26 protein-coding genes are annotated in these 22,267 nt (G+C 62.3%); 12 read left to right on the forward strand and 14 right to left on the reverse strand.

All coding sequences use genetic code 11. The features are described 5' to 3' along the window. Window positions 1–41 precede the first annotated feature (41 nt). Both ubiA and ACZZZU_RS15315 read right to left on the reverse strand, forming a co-directional pair. Window positions 42–932, reverse strand: coding sequence for a 4-hydroxybenzoate octaprenyltransferase (ubiA, locus tag ACZZZU_RS15310; RefSeq protein ID WP_463551101.1), 891 nt, complete (start codon window positions 930–932; stop codon window positions 42–44). Between the two features lie 23 nt (window positions 933–955). Next, window positions 956–1,507, reverse strand: coding sequence for a chorismate--pyruvate lyase family protein (locus tag ACZZZU_RS15315; protein WP_463551102.1), 552 nt, complete (start codon window positions 1,505–1,507; stop codon window positions 956–958). A gap of 107 nt (window positions 1,508–1,614) precedes the next feature. On the opposite strand from ACZZZU_RS15315, the gene ACZZZU_RS15320 reads away from it, so the two are divergent. From ACZZZU_RS15320 to ACZZZU_RS15350, 7 genes are all read left to right on the forward strand, one after another. Next, window positions 1,615–2,280: a glutathione S-transferase gene (locus tag ACZZZU_RS15320; protein WP_122492386.1), complete on the forward strand. Its 666-nt coding sequence runs from the start codon at window positions 1,615–1,617 to the stop codon at window positions 2,278–2,280. Window positions 2,281–2,470: 190 nt separating this feature from the next. Further along, complete coding sequence (locus ACZZZU_RS15325) at window positions 2,471–2,638, forward strand: rubredoxin (RefSeq protein WP_108095207.1); 168 nt, start codon at window positions 2,471–2,473, stop codon at window positions 2,636–2,638. 191 nt (window positions 2,639–2,829) lie between these two features. Then, entirely contained in the window at window positions 2,830–2,997 is a 168-nt protein-coding gene (locus ACZZZU_RS15330) for a rubredoxin (RefSeq protein ID WP_122492387.1), read from the forward strand. A gap of 59 nt (window positions 2,998–3,056) precedes the next feature. Further along, complete coding sequence (locus ACZZZU_RS15335; RefSeq protein WP_463551103.1) at window positions 3,057–4,205, forward strand: NAD(P)/FAD-dependent oxidoreductase; 1,149 nt, start codon at window positions 3,057–3,059, stop codon at window positions 4,203–4,205. Between the two features lie 187 nt (window positions 4,206–4,392). Further along, window positions 4,393–4,665, forward strand: coding sequence for an HU family DNA-binding protein (locus ACZZZU_RS15340; protein WP_463384778.1), 273 nt, complete (start codon window positions 4,393–4,395; stop codon window positions 4,663–4,665). A 162-nt stretch (window positions 4,666–4,827) separates the two neighbouring features. Then, the gene (locus ACZZZU_RS15345; RefSeq protein ID WP_122492389.1) at window positions 4,828–5,223 is read left to right on the forward strand and encodes an SCP2 sterol-binding domain-containing protein; all 396 of its coding nucleotides are present in this window, start codon (window positions 4,828–4,830) and stop codon (window positions 5,221–5,223) included. An 80-nt stretch (window positions 5,224–5,303) separates the two neighbouring features. Then, on the forward strand, window positions 5,304–6,044 hold the full coding sequence (locus ACZZZU_RS15350; RefSeq protein WP_463551104.1) for a hypothetical protein: 741 nt from the start codon (window positions 5,304–5,306) through the stop codon (window positions 6,042–6,044). Between the two features lie 52 nt (window positions 6,045–6,096). On the opposite strand, the gene ACZZZU_RS15355 is transcribed toward ACZZZU_RS15350, so the two are convergent. The 6 genes from ACZZZU_RS15355 to exbB form a co-directional block, all read right to left on the reverse strand. Next, window positions 6,097–7,497: an aminoacyl-tRNA deacylase and HDOD domain-containing protein gene (locus ACZZZU_RS15355; RefSeq protein ID WP_122492391.1), complete on the reverse strand. Its 1,401-nt coding sequence runs from the start codon at window positions 7,495–7,497 to the stop codon at window positions 6,097–6,099. Between the two features lie 90 nt (window positions 7,498–7,587). After that, on the reverse strand, window positions 7,588–9,663 hold the full coding sequence (gene recG / locus ACZZZU_RS15360; protein ID WP_463551105.1) for an ATP-dependent DNA helicase RecG: 2,076 nt from the start codon (window positions 9,661–9,663) through the stop codon (window positions 7,588–7,590). A 12-nt stretch (window positions 9,664–9,675) separates the two neighbouring features. Then, on the reverse strand, window positions 9,676–10,602 hold the full coding sequence (locus ACZZZU_RS15365; protein WP_122492393.1) for a hydrogen peroxide-inducible genes activator: 927 nt from the start codon (window positions 10,600–10,602) through the stop codon (window positions 9,676–9,678). 144 nt (window positions 10,603–10,746) lie between these two features. Beyond that, on the reverse strand, window positions 10,747–11,475 hold the full coding sequence (locus ACZZZU_RS15370; RefSeq protein ID WP_463551106.1) for an energy transducer TonB family protein: 729 nt from the start codon (window positions 11,473–11,475) through the stop codon (window positions 10,747–10,749). Beyond that, window positions 11,472–11,897, reverse strand: a complete 426-nt coding sequence (exbD, locus tag ACZZZU_RS15375) for a TonB system transport protein ExbD (RefSeq protein WP_122492395.1) — start codon at window positions 11,895–11,897, stop codon at window positions 11,472–11,474. Before exbD ends, ACZZZU_RS15370 begins: the two co-directional genes overlap by 4 nt. A gap of 1 nt (window position 11,898) precedes the next feature. Next, window positions 11,899–12,990, reverse strand: a complete 1,092-nt coding sequence (gene exbB, locus ACZZZU_RS15380; protein ID WP_463551107.1) for a tonB-system energizer ExbB — start codon at window positions 12,988–12,990, stop codon at window positions 11,899–11,901. 186 nt (window positions 12,991–13,176) lie between these two features. On the opposite strand from exbB, the gene ACZZZU_RS15385 reads away from it, so the two are divergent. From ACZZZU_RS15385 to ACZZZU_RS15395, 3 genes are all read left to right on the forward strand, one after another. After that, a complete protein-coding gene (locus ACZZZU_RS15385) occupies window positions 13,177–14,034 on the forward strand; it encodes an NAD-dependent epimerase/dehydratase family protein (RefSeq protein ID WP_463551108.1) in 858 nt (285 codons plus the stop codon). Next, window positions 14,031–14,837 (forward strand): helix-turn-helix transcriptional regulator, encoded by an 807-nt coding sequence (locus ACZZZU_RS15390; RefSeq protein WP_463551109.1) that lies wholly within the window; start codon window positions 14,031–14,033, stop codon window positions 14,835–14,837. Before ACZZZU_RS15385 ends, ACZZZU_RS15390 begins: the two co-directional genes overlap by 4 nt. Before the next feature lie 66 nt (window positions 14,838–14,903). Further along, the gene (locus ACZZZU_RS15395; RefSeq protein WP_463551110.1) at window positions 14,904–15,521 is read left to right on the forward strand and encodes a LysE family translocator; all 618 of its coding nucleotides are present in this window, start codon (window positions 14,904–14,906) and stop codon (window positions 15,519–15,521) included. Between the two features lie 73 nt (window positions 15,522–15,594). Here the strand turns inward: ACZZZU_RS15395 and ACZZZU_RS15400 are convergent, their stop codons facing one another. The 6 genes from ACZZZU_RS15400 to ACZZZU_RS15425 all read right to left on the reverse strand — a co-directional run bounded on the left by ACZZZU_RS15400 (window position 15,595) and on the right by ACZZZU_RS15425 (window position 20,887). Next, window positions 15,595–16,332: a putative periplasmic lipoprotein gene (locus ACZZZU_RS15400; protein ID WP_463551111.1), complete on the reverse strand. Its 738-nt coding sequence runs from the start codon at window positions 16,330–16,332 to the stop codon at window positions 15,595–15,597. A gap of 27 nt (window positions 16,333–16,359) precedes the next feature. After that, window positions 16,360–16,740, reverse strand: coding sequence for a RidA family protein (locus ACZZZU_RS15405; RefSeq protein ID WP_108095077.1), 381 nt, complete (start codon window positions 16,738–16,740; stop codon window positions 16,360–16,362). A 56-nt stretch (window positions 16,741–16,796) separates the two neighbouring features. Next, window positions 16,797–18,905 (reverse strand): bifunctional GTP diphosphokinase/guanosine-3',5'-bis pyrophosphate 3'-pyrophosphohydrolase, encoded by a 2,109-nt coding sequence (spoT, locus tag ACZZZU_RS15410; protein WP_122492401.1) that lies wholly within the window; start codon window positions 18,903–18,905, stop codon window positions 16,797–16,799. 72 nt (window positions 18,906–18,977) lie between these two features. Beyond that, window positions 18,978–19,241 (reverse strand): DNA-directed RNA polymerase subunit omega, encoded by a 264-nt coding sequence (gene rpoZ / locus ACZZZU_RS15415; RefSeq protein WP_122449792.1) that lies wholly within the window; start codon window positions 19,239–19,241, stop codon window positions 18,978–18,980. Window positions 19,242–19,389: 148 nt separating this feature from the next. After that, the gene (gene gmk, locus ACZZZU_RS15420; RefSeq protein ID WP_463551112.1) at window positions 19,390–20,010 is read right to left on the reverse strand and encodes a guanylate kinase; all 621 of its coding nucleotides are present in this window, start codon (window positions 20,008–20,010) and stop codon (window positions 19,390–19,392) included. Between the two features lie 13 nt (window positions 20,011–20,023). Then, entirely contained in the window at window positions 20,024–20,887 is an 864-nt protein-coding gene (locus tag ACZZZU_RS15425; RefSeq protein WP_463551113.1) for a YicC/YloC family endoribonuclease, read from the reverse strand. A gap of 191 nt (window positions 20,888–21,078) precedes the next feature. On the opposite strand from ACZZZU_RS15425, the gene rph reads away from it, so the two are divergent. Together rph and ACZZZU_RS15435 are read left to right on the forward strand one after the other, a co-directional pair. Next, a complete protein-coding gene (gene rph, locus ACZZZU_RS15430; RefSeq protein WP_122449789.1) occupies window positions 21,079–21,801 on the forward strand; it encodes a ribonuclease PH in 723 nt (240 codons plus the stop codon). Between the two features lie 38 nt (window positions 21,802–21,839). Then, window positions 21,840–22,208, forward strand: coding sequence for a DUF4870 domain-containing protein (locus tag ACZZZU_RS15435; RefSeq protein ID WP_463384426.1), 369 nt, complete (start codon window positions 21,840–21,842; stop codon window positions 22,206–22,208). The last annotated feature ends 59 nt before the right edge of the window (window positions 22,209–22,267 follow it).

Genomic DNA, 22,267 nt, shown 5'->3' on the forward strand with positions numbered 1-22,267 from the left:
TAACGGAATTATTGCAGCTGTGTGACAGAACGTTGCCGCGTTTAACGCATGGCGAAGTCGACCGCGATACCAAGGAGGATCGCCAGCCCGGCCCAATGGTTGTGCAGAAACGCCGCCAGGCACACCTGCGGTTCCCGCTCACGGGTGCTCCAGAACTCCCAGACGAAACAGCCGGCAGCCGCCGCCAGGCCAAGCAGGAACCAGATGCCCAGGGTGAAACGCGCGCCCGCCAGCGCCAGGCAGAGCAGGGCGATGCTTTGCAGAATAAGGATGATCACGCGGTCAGCGTCACCGAACAGAATGGCCGTGGATTTCACCCCAATTTTCAGATCATCTTCACGGTCGGCCATGGCGTAGTAGGTGTCGTAGCCGACGGTCCAGACAATGTTGGCGATAAACAGCAGCCACGCCGCGCTCGGCAATTCGCCGGTTTCAGCGGTGAACGCCATCGGCATGCCCCACGAAAACGCCGCGCCCAGCACCACCTGCGGGTAGAAGGTGAAGCGCTTCATAAACGGGTACGTGGCGGCGATTGCCAGGGCGCCGAACGACATCAGGATGGTGGTGAGGTTGGTGAACAACACCAGCACAAAACTCAGCGCCACCAGCACTGCAAACAGAATCAGCGCCTCTTTGGGCGTGACCTTGCCGGTGGCCAGCGGGCGGCCTTTGGTGCGTGCCACGTGGCCGTCGAAGTTGCGGTCGGCGTAGTCGTTGATCACGCAGCCGGCTGAGCGCATCAGAATCACGCCGAGTACGAAGATCACCAGGTTGCCCAGCGACGGCACGCCTTTGGCGGCAATCCACAACGCCCACAGCGTCGGCCACAGCAGCAGATAAATGCCGATGGGGCGCTCCAGGCGCATCAACTGAATGAAGTCGAACGCGCGCGGGTGGAGGTGGTTGAGTGACTGCAGCAGGCGGGTGTACATCGAGCGCAACTCCTTGTCAGTGTTCAGACGGCCACGTCGGCAGCGGTCCATAACGAGGGTAAAAACACCTCGGCCACCAGCACGCTCAAGCCATCGCGGCTAAAGCATGAGCGCCGCGCCCAGAGTTGCTCGGCGCAGACCTCGGCGGGCAGCCAGTGCTGCGGATAGCGGCACACTTGCATCGGGCCACGGCTGAATGCCTGGTCGCTGAACAGCAATTCGCCGAGGGAGCGGCTGCCGAGTTCGTCCATATGCAGGTCCGAGTCGATCAACTGGCTGCGCGCTGCCACGCTGCGGGCAAACACCCAGGTCTCGCCATGGCCACGCAAAAACACTTCGCGCACCCAGCCGACGCTGCCGTCGCGCACATTCAGCGCGGCGCACTCATCGCTGCGCAGGGTTTGCCAGCTTTCGTTCAGGGGCGTGACGCTAAAGGCGTCGTGGGACAGGGCGGTGAGGCGGCGGGTCAGCGAGCCGTCATCGAACAACCAGTCGAACACCGCCGGGGCGGGCGCAGGTTGCAGTTGATCGGCAGTTAGCCAGGCGGCGGTATCGGCAAAAGAGGCGTGCGGCACGGCAAATACATCGGCGGCAAACGGGGCGGCGAGCTTAGCATGTTTGGCCTTTTTGCCCGCGCCGCGCTAACGTCCGGAGCTGACCACCGCCCTTCAGGAAGCCGCCCATGATTACCCTCCACCATCTGAACAACTCGCGCTCGCAGCGCATTCTCTGGCTGCTCGAAGAAATGGGCGTGGAGTACGAAATCAAACGCTACGAGCGCGACCCGAAAACCATGCTGGCGCCGCCAGAATTGCGCGCGGTGCACCCGCTGGGCAAATCGCCGGTTATCACCGACGGCGACCTGACCCTGGCGGAATCTGGCGCCATCATCGAATACCTGGCCGGCCGTTACGGCCAGCAATTACTGCCCGCCGACGGCACGCCGGAACGCCTGCGTTGCAGCTACTGGCTGCATTACGCCGAAGGCTCGGCCATGCCGCCGTTGTTGCTCAAGCTGGTGTTCGACGGCATCGAAAAGGCGCCGATGCCGTTCTTCGTCAAACCGATTGCGCGCGGCATTGCCGGCAAGGTGAAAAGCACCTTTATCAACCCGCGACTGCGTGAAAACCTCGACTACCTCGAAGGCGAGCTGAGCAAGAGCGAGTGGTTCGCCGGCGACACGTTCAGCGCCGCCGATATTCAAATGAGCTTCCCGCTGGAAGCCGCCGCATCGCGCGCCGGGCTGGATGCCAGTCGGCCGAAGTTGAAAGCTTTCCTGGAGCGAATTCACGCCCGTCCCGCCTACAAGCGGGCGCTGGAACGAGGCGGCGAATACGCCTACGCATAAGAGCGTGCTACGTTTTCACCCTGCTCAGAATCGTACCGGGCGCACCCGGGCTAAAGCATGGAATCGCCCGATGGCGCTTGATTACCAGCGCTTCGATCAGTAAAAAGCGGGGAGCCTGGCGGCATTTCAACCATCGACCGCTGCGCCTAAAAGCCTGAAGAGCAGCCTGAAGAATTGAGGTAGTAGCAACATGAAGAAGTGGCAATGTGTGGTCTGCGGTCTGATTTACGACGAAAGCCTTGGCTGGCCGGATGAAGGCATCGCTGCCGGCACGCTGTGGCAAGACGTACCGGAAGACTGGCTCTGCCCGGACTGCGGCGTCGGCAAGCTGGATTTCGAGATGATCGAAATCGCTTGATTCACGCGTGAGTGGTTTACCAACGGCGACCTCAGGGTCGCCGTTGTTGTTTCTGGGGCGAGCAATTGCGCGACGCCTCGCCACCCTGCCCAACACGCCAAACCATGGGCTGGCTGACGCCTGCGGTTATTGGCCTTGCCGGGCAATTGCGGTAGGGTCGCTGGCACATTTGGCCCCAGGGGTGAACCGTGATGCGCAAATGGCAGTGCGTGGTGTGTGGCTTTATTTACGACGAAGCCCAAGGCTGGCCCGACGATGGCATCGCGCCCGGCACGCGCTGGGAAGATGTGCCAGAAGACTGGCTCTGCCCGGACTGCGGCGTCGGCAAGATGGATTTCGAGATGGTCGAAATCAACTGATCAATTTCCCCAAATTTGTTTAGCGCGGCCTCAGCGGCCGCGCGTTTCAGGAGTGAGTCATGTCTGCACCCGTGGTGATCATCGGCACCGGCCTGGCCGGCTATAACGTGGCCAAGGAGTTTCGCAAGCTCGACACCGAGACACCGCTGCTGCTGATAACTGCCGACGACGGCCGCTCCTATTCCAAGCCGATGCTGTCCACCGGCTTCGGTAAAAACAAAGACGCCGACGGCCTGAGCATGGCGGAACCCGGCGCTATGGCCGATCAGCTCAAGGCTGAAATCCGCACGCACACGCGCATTACCGGTATCGACCCGGGGCACAAACGTTTGTGGATCGGCGAGGAGGCGGTCGAGTACCGCGATCTGGTGTTGGCCTGGGGCGCGGAGACGATTCGCGTGCCGGTTGAAGGCGACGCCGCCGATGCGATTTTCCCGATCAACGATCTTGAGGATTACGCCCGTTTCCGCGCCGCTGCCGCCGGCAAAAAGCGCGTGCTAGTGCTGGGAGCGGGGCTGATTGGCTGCGAGTTCGCCAACGACCTGACCGCTGGCGGTTACAGCGTCGAGCTGGTGGCCCCGTGCGAGCAGGTGATGCCAGGTTTGCTGCATCCCGCCGCCGCTGCCGCCGTTCAAGCGGGGCTGGAAGGCTTGGGCGCACGTTTCCATTTGGGCCCGGTGTTGGCCAGCTTGCAGCGCACGGCGGATGGCCTGGATGCGCATTTGTCTGACGGCACGCGGGTGGCCTGTGATGTCGTGGTATCGGCAGTGGGCTTGCGGCCGCGCACCGATCTGGCGTCCGCTGCGGGCTTGAGCATCAACCGTGGCGTGGTGGTGGATCGGCAGTTGCGCACCTCACACGCGAACATCTTCGCGCTGGGCGATTGCGCTGAGGTGGACGGCCTCAATTTGCTTTACGTCATGCCGCTGATGACCTGCGCGCGCGCCCTGGCACAAACCCTTGCCGGCAACCCGACGGCCGTCACGTACGGCGCCATGCCGGTGCAGGTGAAAACGCCGGCTTGCCCAGTGGTGGTTTCGCCGCCGCCGCGTGGCACCAGTGGGGAATGGCAGGTGGAAGGCAGCGGTGCCGACATCAAGGCGCTGTGTCGCGATGCCGATGGCCGCTTGCTGGGCTACGCCCTCACCGGAACGGCCGTGCAGGACAAGTTGGCGCTCAATAAGGAGCTTCCTGCGCTTTTGGCGTGAATGGCGCCGGTTCTGTCGGATTAGTCACGAAGTTGCGTGTGAAAGTTGTCGGACACGACTGGCGCGGGTCTCATGAGCGTGCCATCCTCCCCCGGTCTGCCGCAGCGCAGAGCTGTTGCGGCGCCTCCAAGCGCTGCTGGATGGCAGCACGGACACAAAAACAAAAAACCGTCTAAGGGGCTTTTTTATGCGTAAACCGGAACTCGCCGCGGCCATCGCGGAACAGGCTGATCTGACTAAAGATCAAGCCAATCGTGTACTCAATGCTGTGCTCGAAGAAATCACTGCCGCCCTGAACCGTAAGGACAGCGTGACCCTGGTTGGCTTCGGCACCTTCGTGCAGCGTCATCGCGGCGCCCGCACCGGCAAAAACCCACAAACCGGTGAGCCGGTGAAAATCAAAGCCAGCAACACCGTTGCCTTCAAGCCAGGCAAGTCTTTGAAAGACGCGGTGAACTGAGCCCAGTACGCCCGGGGCCGAACGGCTCCGGGCGCACTTCCCGCTTTTAACGTCCTATTCGCTGCAAATCCCCGCCACAACCCACCAGAAAGCAGGCTGTAGTCCACGCCGCAAACCGCTACAATGCGCCGCCGTTTCACTATTTGATTGAGGCCAGCGCGCATGAAATTTCGTTTTCTCCTCTGGATGCTCGGCCGCATGATGGCCAAAGCCAGCAAGACCAATCCTGCGTTTCAGCAGCAGCTCGAAGGCCGCGACCTGGTGTTTCAGCTGCACACGCTCGATGGCAAAGTGGCCCGTCATTTCATCGTTAAAGACCAACGCCTGACCAGCAAACGTGGCCCCGCCGCGCAGCCGGATTTCGCCTTGGGCTTCAAAGATGCCGATTACGGGTTCGCTACCATGAACGCGAAGAACAAGCAGCTCGCGTTTATGCAGGGCATTCAGAACAAAGATATTCAGATTCAGGGCAACCCGGCGTTGGTCATCTGGTTCCAGGGTCTGACCAAATACATCATGCCCAAGAAGAAAAAAGCCGCAGACAAAAAAGCCGCCTGATTCTCGCTATCGCCGCATCCAACTGGTTGGAATGCCGCACGTTAGCTAGGCTGGGGTGAATTTCTCGCGGAAGCCATCCCATGCGCAGTTCTTTTGTCCTACCCCTGATGTTGCTGGCGACGGTCGCCCAGGCCGAACCGAGCAAGCCTGCGGCGTTTGAGCGGGTGTTCGAGCTGGCCGGCATCCGCTTGCTCTGCGAGCAAAGCGGGCCCTTGGTAACGCGGGGTTTGCCGGAAGAGAAGCAACCGCCCGTGGCCGAGGCATTCGACGCCGACTCGTTCTGCATTGACTTGGCCTCGCGCCTGGCGCCTGCCTTTACCGCCGAGCAGGTTGAGCAGGCCACCAAGGTGCTGGAAAGCCCGCTGGCCCAGCGGTTCACCGTGGCCGAGCGCGCGGTGGGCGAGGGTGACGGGGGCGCTGCCTTGGCCACCTACCGCGAGCAAGTACGCAGCAAACCACCACGCGCGACGCGTGTTGAGTTGGTCCGCCGCCTGGACGCCGCCGCGCATACCACCGAGCTGTCGACCCTGCTGCGCTACGAAGTCGGTAAGACTCAAGCTTTACTGGCGCTGCGGGAGAAAAAGCAGAACCTGACCGAGGCCGAACTGGCCAAGCAAACCGAACAGCAACTGACGCCCTTGCGCATGTCCAGCGCCGAAGCCGTGGAAACTTTCATGCTGTACGCCTACCGCCAAATGCCCAGCGGCGAGCTGGCCGATTACGCCGCGTTGTATGAGCAGCGGCCCGTGAACGAATTGCTGGCCGCCGCGGTGAAGGAATTGCCCGCGGTGTTCGCTGCGCGGCGAGCGGTGTTGAAATAACCGTCGCAAAAAGAAAGGGGCCCAATTGGGCCCCTTTTTTTCAGTGCGTTTTTTACGCGGGGAATTGCGCAGCCAACTCGCGCAGCGCGGTTTCAGCTTCCAGCACTTTGTTGATCGCTTCGTTGGCCTTCTCGCGGCTCAGGCCCAGGCGGTCGAACAGTACTTGCGGAATTTCAGCCTGCGGACCGGTGCCGATGCCACGGTTGCGCAGCAGGCTCACGGCCAGGCACACCAGGTTCGGATACGCCGAGTGAGCGCCTTCGTAGTCCGGGTCGTGCTGGAAGCGCAGCGCGGTGGCGAGCTCGTCCGGCATGTCCCAGAAGCGCATCAGCCACGAACCGATTTGTTCACGGGTAATGCCCAGCAGGTGCTGTTCGATGTAGCTGTGATCCAGGTGCGGGTTCACTTCGAGGTGACGGCAGATCAACGAAAAGTGCGGCGGGAACACATGTGCCAGCACCAGATAGCCGAAGTTGTGCAGCAGGCCGGCCAGGTACGTCAGGCCCGCTTCCGGGCGCTGCGCACGCGGCATGGCGCGCGTCAGGCCTTCGATCACGGCGGCGGTGTAGATCGCTTGGTGCCAGTACGGCGTGGCGTGTTGCGGCTGGTCTTTGGGCAGGGCCAGGGTTTTGCCCAAGGCCAGGCCCAGCGCCAGGTTGATGACCAGATCGAAGCCCAGCACGCGCACGATGGCGTCTTCTACCGAGCGGATTTTCCCCGGCGCGGCGTAGTAGGGCGAGGCGGCCCAGCTCACCACTTGCGCGGCCAGGGCGGGGTCGGTTTCAACCACGCCGGTGATGTCGTCGACGGTGGCGTCCGGGTCGACGCGCAGTTTGATGATTTTCTGCGCGGTTTCGGGCAGCGGTGGAATTTCGATGGTTTCTTCCAGGCGTTGCTGAATGCGGCGAGCGGTGAATGCCTGCACGGCCTGGGTGATTTCCGCGCGGTCGTCGTCCGGGCGGTCGAGGTTGGGGCGAATGCCGCTCAGTGGCTCGCCGAAACGCGCGGCGCTGGCTTTGCTGAGCAAGGTTTTGTAGGCGTCGCGGGGAATCTCCAACAGCACACCGGCCTGGCCCGATTCGATCACCAGCGTCGGCGCCAGCAGCAGTTGTTCGTCATACAAGCAGGGCGAGCTGGTCAGTGGCGGCAGTGCGGGCAGCACGGTCAGGTTGTGCTTGGCGAGCATGCGTTCCTGACGATCCGGTTTGACTGCCGCGAGTTTGCGGCCGGTCAATTCGGCGAGGCGATTGAGGTCGAGCAGTTGGGTGTGCGGGTAGAGCACCAGCAGAGCGCCGATGGCATCGTCGAGCAGCACCGCTTGGACGCGCTGGGCCAGGGCCAGCTTGGGTTGCTCGTAGCAGACTTGATACGGAACGCTGAGCTTGTCGAGTAGCTGCAGAATCACCATCGGCGGCTGGGGCGAGGTATCGGTGGCGAGGGCTACTTCCGTCATGAGCGTGCGATCCGGTGCGATGTGTTAGCCCGAGTATAACCAGCGGGGATTATGACTGGCCGGTCAGCCGACGGGCGTTTGTGAGCTATTTCACACTTGCCCGTATTGCTGGCCGTGGCGTAACCAGCGCTCCAGCAAGGGACTGACATGTTGCGGCCAGCGTTCCAGCAAGGCTTGGGCAGCATCGCGCACGGCGGGCAGCAAATCGGCGTCGCGCATCAGGTCGGCCACCTTGAATTGCAGCAGACCGGTTTGCCGCGTGCCGAGCATCTCGCCGGGGCCGCGCAACTCGAGGTCTTTTTCAGCGATCACAAAGCCATCGCTGGTCTCGCGCATGATGCCCAGGCGCTCGCGGCCCAGTTGCGACAGCGGCGGGTGGTACAACAGCACGCAATGGCTGGCGGCGCTGCCCCGGCCCACACGGCCGCGCAATTGGTGCAGTTGTGCCAGGCCCAGACGCTCCGGGTTTTCAATAATCATCAGGCTGGAATTGGGCACGTCGACGCCCACTTCAATCACCGTGGTGGCGACCAACAGCTGCAACGCGCCTTCTTTGAACTGCTGCATCACCGCCGCTTTTTCCGCCGGCTTCATGCGCCCGTGGATCAGGCCGACGTTCAAGCCGCCGAGGGCCGCCGACAAGTCTTCGTAGGTGGTTTCGGCCGCCTGGCAGGTGAGTTCTTCCGACTCTTCGATCAGCGTGCACACCCAATACGCCTGCCGCCCTTCGTGGCAGGCCGAACGTACGCGCTCGATCACTTCGAAGCGGCGGCTGTCGGCTACCAGCACGGTGTTGACCGGCGTTCGGCCGGGCGGCAGTTCGTCGAGAATTGAGGTGTCGAGATCCGCGTAGGCGCTCATGGCCAAGGTTCGCGGAATCGGCGTGGCGGTCATGATCAGCTGATGCGGGCACATGCGCCCCTCGACGCCTTTTTTGCGCAGGGCCAGGCGCTGCTGCACGCCGAAGCGATGTTGTTCGTCGATGATTACCAGCGCCAGGCGCTTGAACTGCACTTCGTCCTGGAACAGCGCGTGGGTGCCGACAACCATGGGCGCACCGCCGGCGATCTTTTCCAGGGCGGCGGCGCGGGCTTTGCCTTTGAGCTTGCCGGCCAGCCATGCCACTTCCAGACCCAGCGGCTCTAGCCAGCGGGTGAAGTTGATGAAGTGCTGCTCGGCGAGAATCTCGGTGGGCGCCATCAGCGCGACCTGATAGCCCGCCTCAAGCGCTTGCAGCGCCGCCAACGCAGCGACCACGGTTTTACCGGCACCGACATCGCCCTGTACCAGGCGCAACATGGGCTCGGGTTGGCTCAGGTCGTAGGCGATTTCAGCGCCTACGCGCTGCTGTGCGCCGGTGGGCGCGAAGCCGAGGTTTTTGAGGAATTTCGCCGGCAGCTTTTTCGCTTTCGGCAACTGCGGTGCCTCTTGCGCGCGCAGGCTTTCGCGCAGGCGCTGCAACGACAGCTGATGGGTAAGCAGCTCTTCAAAGGCCAGGCGGTGCTGGGCCCAGTGCCGGCCTTCGGCGAGCTCTTCGACGTCGGCGTCGGGCGGCGGACGGTGCAGGTAACGAATGGCTTCGTCGAGCGGGCTGAGCTGGTAGTCGCGAGCCAGTTCGTCCGGCAGCCAATCGGGCAGGCTGTGCGGCCCCAGGCGCGCTAGCGCTTGTTCGCTGAGTTGGCGCAAACGCTGTTGGGTCAGGCCTTCTGTGGTGGGGTAAATCGGCGTCAGGGTTTGCTCGACGCCACTGTCGCTGTCGGCGGTCAGCGCGCGGTATTCGGGGTGGTAAATTTCCAGGCCCGAGGCGCCCGGGCGCGCTTCGCCGTAGCAGCGAAGTTGAGTGCCGCGTTTCAGGCCGTCTTTCTGCGCCTGGCTGAAGTGATAGAAACGCAGGCTCAAGGTGCCACTGCCGTCTTGCAGGCGAACCAGCAGGCTGCGGCGTTTGCCCATCAGCACATCGGCGCCGGCCACCACGCCTTCAACGACGGCGTCTTGCCCGGGCCGCAAGGCGCCGATGGGCACCACGCGGGTGCGGTCCTGGTAACGCAGCGGCAAGTGGAACAGCACGTCTTGCAGGTTTTCCAGGCCAACGCGCGCGAGCTTTTCTTCCAGCGCCGCGCCCACGCCTTTCAGCGCGGTTACCGGCACCGCCGCCAATTCAGTCATGGGCGCACAGCCTTAGGCGGTTTGTGGCAGCGGATTGGCTACCGAGCACAGGCGGATAGAGTCGGCCAGCACGTCGATGGCGCGTGGGCGCGGGAAGCTGGCGCGCCAAGCGATGGCCACGGTGCGGAACGGCACGGGCGCCGTCAGGGGACGCACTTCGAAAACGCCGGGGGCGTAGTGGTGGCTGTCGACCGCCGAGAACGGCAGGATCGAAATGCCCATGCCCGAGGCGACCATATGGCGAATGGTTTCCAGCGAGCTGGATTCCACCGTGGTGTGCTTGGCGTGCTCTTCGCCGCCTTTGCGCAGCGTGGGGCAGGCTTCCAGCACCTGGTCGCGGAAGCAGTGGCCTTCACCGAGCAGCAGCAAACTTTTGTCGTTGAGCAGTTCGGCGTCGATGGTTTGCTTGGCCGTCCACGGGTGGCCGCTAGGCAGCAGCACATAGAACGGCTCGTCGTAGAGCACTTTGGTCAGAACGTCGGCTTCCTGGAACGGCAGGGCGATAATGATCGCGTCCAGCTCGCCGTTACGCAGTTTGTCGCGCAGCACGTGGGTGAAGTTTTCTTCGATATACAGCGGCATCTGCGGCGCGACACGGTGCAGTTGCGGAATCAGATGCGGGAACAGGTAGGGGCCAACGGTGTAGATGGCGCCGACTTTGAGCGGCGCGGCCAGTTGGTTTTTGCCGGCCTGGGCCAGCTCGCGAATGCCTTGGGCTTGTTCGAGTACTTTCTGCGCCTGGGTGACGATGCCTTCGCCGACCGGGGTGAGGCGCACGGCACTTTTACTGCGCTCGAATATCAGGATGCCCAGCTCGTCTTCCAGTTTTTTAACGCCGACCGAGAGGGTGGGCTGGCTGACGTGGCAACGCTCGGCTGCGCGTCCGAAATGCTGCTCTTGTGCCAGGGTGACGATGTAGCGCAGTTCGGTGAGGGTCATAGTGTTTATCCATTGATTTGCGCCAAAGCATAGCGGTTGTATTCAATGGAACCAACCCGCAGCGCAGGTTAAATGTGCCCGATGTTTCGGGCACTGGCGGGGTGCGGGTCCGGTGAGCGCGCGGCCGTTTTACCGCGAAAACGGCTAGCGACGATCCAGTGAGTACACGAACGGCGCGACCACTTCGACGCTGTTGCCATTAAGGATGTCTTCCGGCGGCTTGGGCAGCGGCTGGGCGCGACGGATCATGGCGAGGGTGGCGCGGTCCAGCGAGGCGTTGCCGGAGGAGCCAGCGAGCGACGCGCTGAGCACCTTGCCGTCGGCATCGACGCTGAAGCGAATGCGGCTGGTGCCTTCGGCGCCACGGCGTCGGGCATCGTCCGGGTAACGCTTGTAGCGCGCCAGGTGGCTGAGCAGTTTGCTCTGCCAGGTGATCTCCGCCTGCGACGGTGCGCTGGTGCTACTCGGCTGCGGCGCGGTTGGCGCAGCGGGCGGCGCCGGCGGCGCGGGCGGTGCATCGGGCATCGGCTGCTCAGCGGGTTTTTCCGCAGGCTTAGGCGGCTCGACCGGTTTGATCTTCGGCTTGGGTTTAGGCTTTGGCTTGGGCTTTTCCAGCACAATCTTCGGCTTCGGCGCCTCGACTACTTCCGGAATCGGCTCAGGTTCAGGCGCGATGATTTGCGCCGGAGCCGGCGGGGGAGGCACCACTTCGGGCAGCGGCGGCAGTTCGATCATCATGGCCGGTGGCGGCAATTCCACCGGAATCGCCTCGGCCTTCCAGTACAAGGCCCACAGACCGATACCGATATGCAGGGCGAGCACCAGCAGCCAACTTACCGTCCAACCGGAAGCTTTGCGCAGCGTGAGGGTCATTTCTGCCCGACCGCCTCAAGGCCGACCAGGCCCACTTTGAGATAACCGGCAGCGCGCAGGCTGTTCATGGCGTCCATCAGATCGGCGTAGTCCACGCCTTTGTCGGCGCGGAAGAAGATCGTGGTGTCCTTCTTGCCTTTGGTCTGTTGGTCGAGCGCCTGGCCGAGCTGTTCTTTGGTGACTTGCTGATCGCCGAGGTAGAGATTTTTGTCCTCTTTGACGGTCAGGTACACCGGCTTGTCGGGGCGCGGTTGCGGCTCGGCGCTGGAGGCCGGTAGGTCTACTTTGATGTCCACGGTCGCCAGCGGCGCGGCGACCATGAAGATGATCAGCAGTACCAGCATCACGTCGATAAAGGGCGTTACGTTGATCTCGTGGGATTCGACCAGATCATCGCCGCCGTCGTTGAGGTGCAGGCCCATGTCAGCTCACTTTTACCGCGTGTGGCTGGCTGCGTTGCTCAGCCGGCAGGTGGTCGAGGTCACGGCTAACCAGCAGCAGAACCTGTGCTGAAGCGTCTGCCACTTGGGCTTTGTAACCGGTGATGGAGCGGGCGAAGACGTTGTAGATCACCACCGCCGGAATCGCCGCTACCAGGCCCATGGCCGTTGCCAGCAGGGCTTCGGCGATACCCGGTGCAACTACGGCGAGGTTGGTGGTTTGCGATTTGGCGATGCCGATAAAGCTGTTCATGATGCCCCACACGGTGCCGAACAGGCCGACGAAGGGTGCGGTGGAACCGATGGTGGCGAGCACGCCGGTGCCTTGGCTCATTTCACGCCCGCAGGCGGCGACCAAGCGCTCCAGACGGAAGCTGACGCGTTCCTTGATGCCTTCCTTCTCGCGAGCGTTGGCCGACAGGCGCATTTCTTCCAGGGCGTCATGCACCAGCACGTGGGACAGGCTGCCTTTTTTGTCCGCCTTGTCAGCGGCGTCTTTCAGCGAGCGGCTCTGTTTCAGCAGGGCCAGCTCACCGCGCAGGCGGCGTTTGGCGCCGATCAGCTCGAAGCCTTTCGCAATCCAGATGGTCCAGGTGATGACCGAGGCCAGGGCCAGACCGATCATCACGGCTTTCACCACGTTGTCGGCGTTCTGGTACATGCCCCAGGGCGACAGGTCGTGGGCGAAGGCGAGCTGGTCGTCGGCGATCAGTTCGTTGGCCTTGGCCAGGTTGTCGAGCGCTTGATTCACTTCCTCGGGCGTGGCGCCGTTGGCTTCCAGGGCTTCTTTGGTGGCGGTGCTGATCTGCTCGGGGGTCGCGTCCGGGCCGAGGCTGGCGATTTTCTCGCGCAGGGCAGCGGCAGCGGGCGTCTCGGCAGCGGGCGCCGGCACGGCGGCGGTGGCCGGCGCTGGCGCGGTGGCGGCCGGTGCAGTCGAGGGAGCTGGCGCCGCAGCGGCAGGTTCTTCAGCGAAGCTGTTCACTGGCAGCAGCAGGCTGAGAAGCAGCGCGCCAGCGGTGAGCAGGGCGCGGGGCTGCAAACGGAAAGACGGAGCGCGGTAGGCGTTGAAATTCATGCTGGCCGGACCTGAAAGGGTAAAAACGGTGACCGGAGCCCGAAGGCTCCTGGCGCAAAAGGGCAGTTAGTATTGCAAACTATTCTTGTTTGTTAAAGTGATAATGTAACGCTTGGATGACCGTTGAAGTCTTTCCCTTCTTTCGCGCGGCCTGCCTAGAATGCCGCTTTGCCTTGAGGTAGCCGCATGTCCGCCGTTCCCACCCTGATGATTGCCGGTTGCGGCGATGTTGGAAGCCGCCTTGGTTCGCAGCTGCACGCCGCGGGTTGGCAGGTGTTTGGTTTGCGGCGATCGGTCGCAGCGCTGCCTGCCGAGATCGTGCCGGTGCCAGGCGATTTGGGCGCTGCCGATTGCCCGCCGGCGTGGCCGCACGGCGCGCTGGATTACCTGGTGTATGCCGCCGCTGCCACCGACCACGACGAAGCCGGTTACCGCCGCGCCTACGTAGATGGATTGACGAACGTGCTTGGCTGGCTGAAACAACGTGGTCAGTCGCCGAAACGGGTGATTTTCGTCTCCAGCAGCGGCGTGTATGCCCAGGACGGCGGTGTGTGGGTGGATGAGCACTCGCCCGCCGAGCCCACCCGCTTTTCCGGCAGCATCATGCTGGAAGCCGAAAAGGTCGCACTCGGCAGTGGTATTCCCGCCACGGTGGTGCGTCTTACCGGCATCTACGGGCCAGGCCGCGAATGGCTGCTGAAACAAGTGCGCATGGGTTATCGAGTGGTCAGCGAGCCGCCGCTCTACGCCAACCGCCTGCATGCCGACGACTGCGCCGGCTTGCTGGCGTTTCTGCTTCAAGCCGACGCTGCGGGCAAGAAACTCGACGACCTTTACATCGGCGTCGACGACGCGCCGGCACCGCTGCACGAAGTGGTGGCCTGGCTGCGCGATTACATGGGCGTGACCGACTGGGCCGAGGAATCCACGGTGCGCCGCGCCGGCAGCAAACGCTGCAGCAACGCCCGCGCCCGCGCGCTCGGTTGGGTGCCGCGTTATCCCACGTTCCGCGAAGGGTACGCCGCGGTATTGGCCGGGCAGTGAGCGCGGACGCCAACCGGCTGCTGGTGCAGCCCTGGCTGGCTGGGGTCGAGCTGTTTCAGGCCGATTTTTCCGGTCAGCCGTTTGGTCGGCATAGCCACGACGCCTTCGCCATTGGCGCCATTATCGAGGGCGTTGGCGGCTACCAATGCCGGGGCGCTCGGCACGCTTTGCCGGCCGCTACGTTGTCGCTAATGAACCCTGAGGAGCCGCACACCGGTCACGCCATTTCTTCACGGCTGGTCTATCACATGCTTTACGTAGAAGAGGCGCGGCTGCCGGCTTTGTTGGGGCGAAAGCGCTTGCCGCGCGGCTTCAATCAGCTCAACCCGGCAGACGACGGTGCCGTTGCGCAGCGTATGGCCGGGCTGGTGCAGGAGTTCGAGCGCCACGATGCGCTGGCGTTGGAAAGTCAGCTGCTGGCGGTGCTGGAGTTGGTGTTTATCCGCCATGGCGGTATGCGCCCATTGCCAACCGTGGCGCGGGACGGCGGCAGCACCGCGCGGCTGCGCGAATACCTGGAGGCCAACTTTCAGCAGGCGGTGAGCCTGGAACAATTGGCGGCGGTGGGCGAGCGTCATCCTCGGCATCTCATCGAGGCGTTTCGCCGCGCTTATGGCGTACCGCCGCACACGTATTTGTTGCAACGCCGGGTGCGCGAAGCCAAGCGCCTGCTGCTGGGCGACGCGCCGCTAAGCGAGGTGGCGCTGCAGTTGGGTTTTTACGATCAGGCGCATTTTATTGGCACCTTCAAACGCTTCACTGGTGTGACGCCCGGACGTTTTCGCCGCACTGCGCACACCTGAGTTTTTTCCAATACCGCCCCTCTAGCTTCGCCACAGACTGACCGCCGCGTTCATTCGGAGGTCGTCATGGTTGCGTTGTTTCTACTGGTTGCCAGCACCCACTTTGCCGCGCTGCTCTCGCCTGGCCCGGACTTCTTTCTGCTGTTGCGCACGGCCTTGCTGCAAGGGCGACGGCAAGCCTACGGCTGCGCATTTGGCATTACGACGGCGAATGTCGTGGTGATGCTGGCAGTGTTGCTGGCGCAGAGCCTCATGCCTGCGCAAGGCGGTTGGGTGTGGCGGGCATTGCAGGCGGCGGGCGGCGCGTATTTCGTGTGGCTGGGTGCGCAGGCATTTATCGGGCGACGGCAGTTGGATCTGGCTGTCGGCGGGGCGCAAGCAGCGGGGCGGTGGTGGCTCGGCTGTTGGCAGGGGTTGGCAGCCAGCCTGCTGAATCCGAAGTGCCCGATCTTCTATGCCGGCCTGTTTGGCGTGCTGCATAGCGCGGCGATGCCGGGTTGGGGACTGGCATTGTGCATGGCCTGGATGGCGGCGGTGGTGCTGGTGTGGGATGCCGCGCTGGTGCGCCTGTTGAGTATTCAGCGGTGGCGGGTGTGGTTGCAGCGGCGGGTGGTGATTCTGGATCGAGTGTGCGGTGGGATGCTGCTGGTGTTGGGTGGTTATTTGCTTGTGGCGGCGGTGTGAGCTGAGAAGCATCGAGGCTGAAGCCTCTCCTACGAGGTTGCGTGACTGTGGGAGGGGCTTCAGGCTCGCTTTTTTAGTCTTTTTCCAACACCCAGGTGGTCACGCCGGGCAGGTAGTCAGGCATTTCATTGGCTTGCGCCTGGTTCACGGCGCGGAAGATTTCCAGCTGATCGCCTTCGCGTTTGAACAGCCACACGCTGCCTTGGTTGCCCAGTTGCAGCCACAGGCTGTCGGTGTCGCCGCTCATGGCTGCGCAGTCGCCAGCCAGACAAAGTGCGTAGCGGTCAGCGCCGGGCAGGCCTTCCACTTTGCCGTCCGGGTGGAACAGCACCAGGCCTTTGGCCCCCGGCCCTTTGCTGATTTTCCAGATGCCGCCCAGGTAGGCCGAGTACAGCGCCTGTTCGAAACTGCTACCCGGCGGGGCGCCGAGCGGCAAGGCGAGGGTCGAGCGTTGGAAGCGCTGTTCGGGGCCGGTTTTGCTTTCGGCCTGAACCATGCGGTCGTTCTCGACGTTCAGTTGTTCGTGGAAGTCGCCGTAGAAGTCGACACGCCATTGGCCGTCGGGCTGGTCCACGAGTTGGCCTTCGTCCAGCTCAAAGCCATTGCTGACGTTGGCGGTTTTGCGCGCGGTGTCGATGGTCCATTCCAGATTCGGCCCATAGGCCAGCAACGCCTCGCGCAAGTTGCCGCCCTGCGAGGCGGCATCGATGGCGGCCTGGTTGATCCAGACGCCGTTCGGGTCGTGGCTCGCAGGGCTGCTGCAACCGCCCAGGAAGGCGGCGCACAAGAGCAGGACGAAGGCGTTGCGCATGGCGGGTTCCTTCCTTGGAAAGTCCGGTTACTCGATGACCAGAATGGCGTCCATTTCGACCTGTGCGCCACGCGGCAATGCGGCCACGCCGATAGCGGCGCGGGCTGGGTAGGGCTGTTCAAAGTAGCGGCCCATCACCTCGTTTACTTTGGCGAAGTGCGAAAGGTCGGTGAGGAAGATGTTCAGTTTAACGATGTCTTTGAACGAACCACCGGCGGCTTCGGCAACGGCCTTGAGGTTTTCAAATACCTGAACGGTTTGGGCTTCGAAGCCCTCAACCAGCTCCATGGTTTTCGGGTCCAGGGGAATCTGCCCGGACATGTACACGGTGTTGCCGGCCTTGATGGCTTGCGAGTAAGTGCCGATGGCGGCTGGTGCGTGTTCGGAAGTGATGACGCTCTTGCTCATGAAAAAGCTCCTTGAGGTTTAGCCCTGCATAGCGCAGGCCGTCGTTACGAAAGGGGTCAGGCGCGGACGCGGGAGATATGCACCACGCCGGTAAGGGCTCGCAGTTTCTTGATGACGCGGGCCAGGTGCACGCGGTCATGCACGCTGACGACCAGCTGAACCACGCTGATGCGGCCGTCGCGCTCGTCCATGCTGATTTTTTCGATGTTGCCGTCGGCGGCGTTGACGCTGCTGGCGAGCAGGGCGATCAGGCCGCGCTGGTGTTCCAGCTCAATGCGCAGCTCGACGTTGAACTCGCCGACCACGTCTTTGGCCCACGACAGCTGGATGCACTTTTCCGGGTTCTGGCGAATGTCGCTGATGTTCTTGCAGCTTTCCAGGTGCACCACCATGCCTTTGCCGGCAGAAAGATGGCCGACGATGGGGTCGCCTGGAATCGGCGTGCAGCACTTGGCATAGCTGAGCACCAAGCCTTCGGTGCCGCGAATGGCCAGCGGCCCTTCGGCGCTCGGCAGCTGTTCGCTTTCATGGGCGAGCAGCCGACGCGCCACGACATAGGCCATGCGGTTGCCCAGGCCAATGTCTTCAAGCAGGTCTTCGATCACCTCGAGGCGGTATTCGGCCAGCACGCTCTGCACCTGCTCGGCGGGCACTTTGTCGAGGTGGCTGTTAAGGCCGGTGAGCACTTTGTTCAGCAGACGTTCGCCGAGGCTGATGGATTCCGAACGGCGCTGCAGTTTCAGCGCGTGGCGAATATGGGTACGGGCTTTGCCGGTGACCACGAAATTCAGCCACGCCGGGTTCGGACGCGCGCCGGGCGCGGTGACGATTTCCACCGTGGCGCCGCTTTGCAGCGGTTCGGACAACGGCGCCAAGCGACGGTTGATGCGGCAGGCGATGCAGGAATTGCCGACGTCGGTGTGCACGGCGTAGGCGAAATCGACGGCCGTGGAACCCTTGGGCATCTCCATGATTCGGCCTTTGGGCGTGAACACGTAGACCTCGTCCGGGAACAGGTCGATTTTTACGCTTTCGATAAATTCCAACGAGTTGCCGGCGCGCTGCTGCATTTCCAACACGCCTTTAACCCACTGGCGGGCGCGGGCGTGGGTGCCTTTGGGCTGGTCTTCGTCGTTGGATTTGTACAGCCAATGGGCGGCGATGCCGTTGTTGGCCATCTCTTCCATTTCGCGGGTACGAATCTGGATTTCAATCGGCACGCCGTGCATGCCGAACAGCGTGGTGTGCAGCGACTGGTAGCCGTTGGCTTTGGGAATCGCGATGTAATCTTTGAAGCGGCCGGGCAGCGGTTTGTACAGATTGTGCACAGCGCCAAGCACGCGGTAGCAGGTGTCGACTTTGTCGACGATGATGCGGAAGGCGTACACGTCCATGATTTCGTTGAACGCCCGGCGCTTGCCACGCATCTTTTGGTAGATGCCGTACAGGTGCTTTTCGCGGCCCATCACTTCGCCTTCCATACCTTCGCGTTCGAGGCAGTGGGTCAGCGATTCTTCAATCTTGTTGACGATTTCCTTGCGGTTGCCCCGGGCGCGTTTCACCGCCTGGCGAATGCGCTCGGAGCGCATCGGGTGCATGGCCTTGAAACCCAGTTCTTCAAATTCCACGCGCATGCTGTGCATGCCCAGCCGGTTGGCGATGGGGGCGTAGATTTCCAGGGTTTCTTTGGCGATGCGCCGACGTTTTTCGCCGGCCAGCACTTCCAGGGTGCGCATGTTGTGCAGACGGTCGGCGAGCTTGACCAGAATCACCCGAATGTCGCGGGCCATGGCCATGGCCATTTTCTGGAAGTTTTCCGCCTGGGCTTCCGCCTTGGTTTCGAAGTTCATCTGGGTCAGCTTGCTGACCCCGTCCACCAGCTCGGCGACGGTTTCGCCGAATTGCGCGGTGAGCGCTTCTTTGGCAATGCCGGTGTCTTCGATAACGTCATGCAGCATCGCAGCCATCAGGCTCTGATGGTCCATGTGCATATCGGCGAGAATATTGGCCACCGCGAGCGGGTGGGTTACGTAGGCTTCACCGCTGCGGCGGCGTTGGCCGTCGTGGGCTTGCTCTGCGTAGAAGTAGGCGCGGCGAACAAGGTTGACCTGTTCACCGCCCAGGTAGGTCGAAAGTCTGTCGGCGAGGGCGTCTATGCTCGGCATGGGATTGCCCCGTGCCAAGCGCAGGTTCGCGCCGCGTCGCTTTGGTTAGACAAGCATCGACCTGGCATAGGCTTAGAGGGCCTCGTTGGCCTCTTCCTCATAGGTGGCGAAGAGCGGTTCGTCGTCGACGATTTCGTCGGCAGCGATCACGTCATAGTCAACCAGACCGGCAGCGATTTCGCGCAGGGCAACTACGGTAGGTTTGTCGTTTTCCCACGCTACTTTCGGCTCTTTACCACCGGTAGCCAGTTGGCGGGAGCGCTTGGTAGCGAGCATGACCAGCTCGAAGCGGTTATCAACGTTGTCCAGGCAGTCTTCAACGGTAACGCGGGCCATGGTATTCCTCGTAGCGACAGGTACTTAAATAAGAGAAGTGCAAAAAACTTTAGCCCAGGTGGGCGGAAGAACTGTGCAGTCTAAAAAATAACCAGCCGTTAGGGAAGCGCAGATTTTCCCTACGCAGCCCGACGGCAAGCTTTATTCCCTATGCCAACAGCTCGGTTAGCAAGGTTTTGTGCCGTTGTTGCTGCACGTCTTGGCGCAGATTGTTGGCGCGGAAGATCGATTTGAGGTCTTCCAGTGCAGCGGCAAAGTCGTCGTTGATGATCAGGTGATCGTACTCAACGTAATGGCTCATTTCGTTGACCGCCTCGCGCATACGCGTTTCGATGATCTCTTCGCTGTCCTGGCCACGGTTGTTCAAACGCTGGCGCAGCGCTTCCTGGCTGGGCGGCAGAATGAAGATCGAGCGGGCGTCGGGTAGCAGGCGGCGAACTTGCTGCGCGCCTTGCCAATCGATTTCCAGAATCAGGTCGAAACCTTCGGCCAGAGTTTTTTCCAGCCAGCGCTGCGACGTGCCGTAGAGGTTGCCAAACACTTCGGCATGCTCAAGAAAGTCGTTGTGTTCTAGCATTTGCAGGAAGCTTTCGCGGCTGACGAAGTGGTAATTCTCCCCGTCGGCTTCGCCTGGGCGCATGGCGCGCGTGGTGTGCGACACGGAGACGCGAATGTGCGGCTCGGCGTCGATCAACGCTTTGACCAGGCTGGTTTTGCCCGCGCCCGAAGGTGCGGAAATGATGTAAAGGGTGCCGGTGGTGGCGTGCATGAGAGGGTCCGCCTTACTCGATGTTCTGTACTTGTTCGCGCATTTGTTCGATCAGCACTTTGAGGTTCACCGCCGCCTGCGTGCTGCGGGTATCAAAGGCTTTGGAGCCGAGCGTGTTGGCTTCGCGGTTGAGTTCCTGCATGAGGAAGTCCAGACGCCGGCCTGCAGCGCCGCCGGCTTTGAGGACGCGGCGCACTTCGCTGACGTGAGTAACCAGGCGATCCAGCTCTTCGGCGACATCACTTTTCTGCGCCAGCAACACCAGCTCTTGTTCGAGGCGATGGGGATCGAGTTCGGCCTGCATTTCGGCGGTGCGGTCGAGAATGCGCTGGCGCTGACCGGCGAGCATCTGCGGCACCAGTTCGCGCAGGGCGGCCACTTCCTCACCAATATTGTCGAGGCGGTCGCTGAGTAGCTTGGCCAGCTCTGCACCTTCACGGGCGCGGCCGGCTTTGAGTTCGTTCAGGGCGTCATTGAATAACGCGAGGGCGGCGCTATTGAGGGCTTGCGGGTCAGCGGCATCAGCCACCAGTACGCCGGGCCAGGCCAGCACTTCCAAGGGATTCAGCGGGGCAGGCGAGGCAATCAGGCGAGCCACGCTTTCCGCGGCTTCGACCAATTGTGCGGCGCGCTCGCGGTCCACTTGCAGCGGCTTGCCGGCGGTTTCTTCGGTGTAGCGCAGGGTGCATTCCACTTTGCCGCGCGACAGACCCTGGCGCAGCGCATCACGCACGCCGCCTTCGAGGTCGCGGAACGACTCTGGCAACCGCAGGTGGGGTTCCAGATAACGGTGGTTAACCGAGCGCAATTCCCAACTCAGCGTGCCGTTGGCAGTGGCCCGCTCGACGCGGGCGAAGGCGGTCATGCTGTGCACCATGGGAAGACCTCGCAAAAATGGGGCTGATCAGCGGGCGGCAGGAAAGTGGCGCGTTACGCGGCAATCTCACACGGCCTATAAAGGCGCAGGATTGTAGCGCAGTGCGTCGTTCGCTCCCAATTTGGCGTGTGAGTGGCGCGCGGCCCCCCTATAATGCCGAGCAGATTTCCCGTCCCGAATAGGTATTCCTGATGAAACGTCCGAGTGGCCGTGCCGCTGACCAGCTGCGCTCGATCCGCATCACCCGCAACTACACCAAACACGCCGAGGGCTCGGTGCTGGTGGAGTTTGGTGATACCAAAGTGATCTGCACAGTAAGTGTGGAAAACGGCGTGCCGCGTTTTCTCAAGGGCCAGGGCCAAGGCTGGCTGACCGCTGAATACGGCATGTTGCCGCGCGCCACCGGCGACCGTAACCAGCGCGAAGCCAGCCGCGGCAAACAGGGCGGTCGCACCCTGGAAATTCAACGTTTGATTGGTCGTTCACTGCGCGCCGCGCTGGATATGTCGAAACTGGGCGAAGTGACCCTGTACGTCGACTGCGATGTGATTCAGGCCGACGGCGGCACCCGCACCGCGTCCATTACCGGCGCGATGGTTGCCGTAATCGACGCCTTGAAAGTGATCAAAAAGCGTGGCGGCCTCAAAGGTGGCGACCCGCTCAAGCAAATGATCGCCGCCGTGTCGGTGGGCATGTATCAGGGCGAGCCGGTGTTGGACCTCGATTACCTGGAAGACTCCGCCGCCGAAACTGACCTGAACGTGGTGATGACCAGTCAGGGCGGCTTCATTGAAGTACAAGGCACCGCCGAAGGCGCGCCGTTCCAGCCGGAAGATTTGACCGCCATGCTGGCGCTCGCGCAAAAGGGCATGACCGATCTGTTCGAAATGCAACGCGTGGCGCTGGCCGATTAAGCCCGTCTCACTCAACCCGCAGGCCAAGGAGAAGCAGCATGACCGAGGATTTGGAACCCGTAATCACCCCTGATAAAGAAGCGCGTCAGTGGGCTATGTTTTGTCACTTTGCGGCATTTCTGGGCATGATTTTCCCGTTCGGGAATCTGCTCGGCCCGCTGATTGTTTGGCAGCTGAAGCGTGAAACCGCTGCGTTTGTCGACGATCAGGGCAAAGAGGCGCTGAACTTTCAGATTACGGTCGCGCTGGCCATGCTGGTCTGCTTCCTGCTGATGTTCGTGTTTATCGGCATCATCCTGATTTGGGTGGTGGGCATTGCGGCGTTGGTCCTGACCATCATTGCCGGCATTAAGGCCAATGAAGGCAAGGCGTACCGCTATCCGTTCTGCTGGCGCCCGGTTAAATAGGCATATTGCAGACGCAAAAAAGCCGGCAGTGATGCCGGCTTTTTTGTGCCCGCTGGGTG

The organism is Pseudomonas sp. AC136 (assembly GCF_979258585.1).

Coding starts and splice junctions, on each gene's coding strand:
- ACZZZU_RS15325 (WP_108095207.1), top strand. CDS start 2,471: ATGAAGAAGTGGCAATGTGTGGTCTGCGGTCTGATTTACGACGAAAGC.
- ACZZZU_RS15405 (WP_108095077.1), bottom strand. CDS start 16,740: ATGAGCAAGAGCGTCATCACTTCCGAACACGCACCAGCCGCCATCGGC.
- rph (WP_122449789.1), top strand. CDS start 21,079: ATGAAACGTCCGAGTGGCCGTGCCGCTGACCAGCTGCGCTCGATCCGC.
- spoT (WP_122492401.1), bottom strand. CDS start 18,905: ATGCCGAGCATAGACGCCCTCGCCGACAGACTTTCGACCTACCTGGGC.
- ACZZZU_RS15355 (WP_122492391.1), bottom strand. CDS start 7,497: ATGACGGAAGTAGCCCTCGCCACCGATACCTCGCCCCAGCCGCCGATG.
- ACZZZU_RS15400 (WP_463551111.1), bottom strand. CDS start 16,332: ATGCGCAACGCCTTCGTCCTGCTCTTGTGCGCCGCCTTCCTGGGCGGT.
- ACZZZU_RS15395 (WP_463551110.1), top strand. CDS start 14,904: ATGGTTGCGTTGTTTCTACTGGTTGCCAGCACCCACTTTGCCGCGCTG.
- ACZZZU_RS15365 (WP_122492393.1), bottom strand. CDS start 10,602: ATGACCCTCACCGAACTGCGCTACATCGTCACCCTGGCACAAGAGCAG.
- ACZZZU_RS15320 (WP_122492386.1), top strand. CDS start 1,615: ATGATTACCCTCCACCATCTGAACAACTCGCGCTCGCAGCGCATTCTC.
- ACZZZU_RS15425 (WP_463551113.1), bottom strand. CDS start 20,887: ATGGTGCACAGCATGACCGCCTTCGCCCGCGTCGAGCGGGCCACTGCC.
- gmk (WP_463551112.1), bottom strand. CDS start 20,010: ATGCACGCCACCACCGGCACCCTTTACATCATTTCCGCACCTTCGGGC.
- ACZZZU_RS15330 (WP_122492387.1), top strand. CDS start 2,830: ATGCGCAAATGGCAGTGCGTGGTGTGTGGCTTTATTTACGACGAAGCC.
- ACZZZU_RS15385 (WP_463551108.1), top strand. CDS start 13,177: ATGTCCGCCGTTCCCACCCTGATGATTGCCGGTTGCGGCGATGTTGGA.
- recG (WP_463551105.1), bottom strand. CDS start 9,663: ATGACTGAATTGGCGGCGGTGCCGGTAACCGCGCTGAAAGGCGTGGGC.
- ACZZZU_RS15345 (WP_122492389.1), top strand. CDS start 4,828: ATGAAATTTCGTTTTCTCCTCTGGATGCTCGGCCGCATGATGGCCAAA.
- ACZZZU_RS15335 (WP_463551103.1), top strand. CDS start 3,057: ATGTCTGCACCCGTGGTGATCATCGGCACCGGCCTGGCCGGCTATAAC.
- ACZZZU_RS15350 (WP_463551104.1), top strand. CDS start 5,304: ATGCGCAGTTCTTTTGTCCTACCCCTGATGTTGCTGGCGACGGTCGCC.
- ACZZZU_RS15340 (WP_463384778.1), top strand. CDS start 4,393: ATGCGTAAACCGGAACTCGCCGCGGCCATCGCGGAACAGGCTGATCTG.
- exbD (WP_122492395.1), bottom strand. CDS start 11,897: ATGGGCCTGCACCTCAACGACGGCGGCGATGATCTGGTCGAATCCCAC.
- ACZZZU_RS15435 (WP_463384426.1), top strand. CDS start 21,840: ATGACCGAGGATTTGGAACCCGTAATCACCCCTGATAAAGAAGCGCGT.
- ACZZZU_RS15370 (WP_463551106.1), bottom strand. CDS start 11,475: ATGACCCTCACGCTGCGCAAAGCTTCCGGTTGGACGGTAAGTTGGCTG.
- ubiA (WP_463551101.1), bottom strand. CDS start 932: ATGTACACCCGCCTGCTGCAGTCACTCAACCACCTCCACCCGCGCGCG.
- exbB (WP_463551107.1), bottom strand. CDS start 12,990: ATGAATTTCAACGCCTACCGCGCTCCGTCTTTCCGTTTGCAGCCCCGC.
- rpoZ (WP_122449792.1), bottom strand. CDS start 19,241: ATGGCCCGCGTTACCGTTGAAGACTGCCTGGACAACGTTGATAACCGC.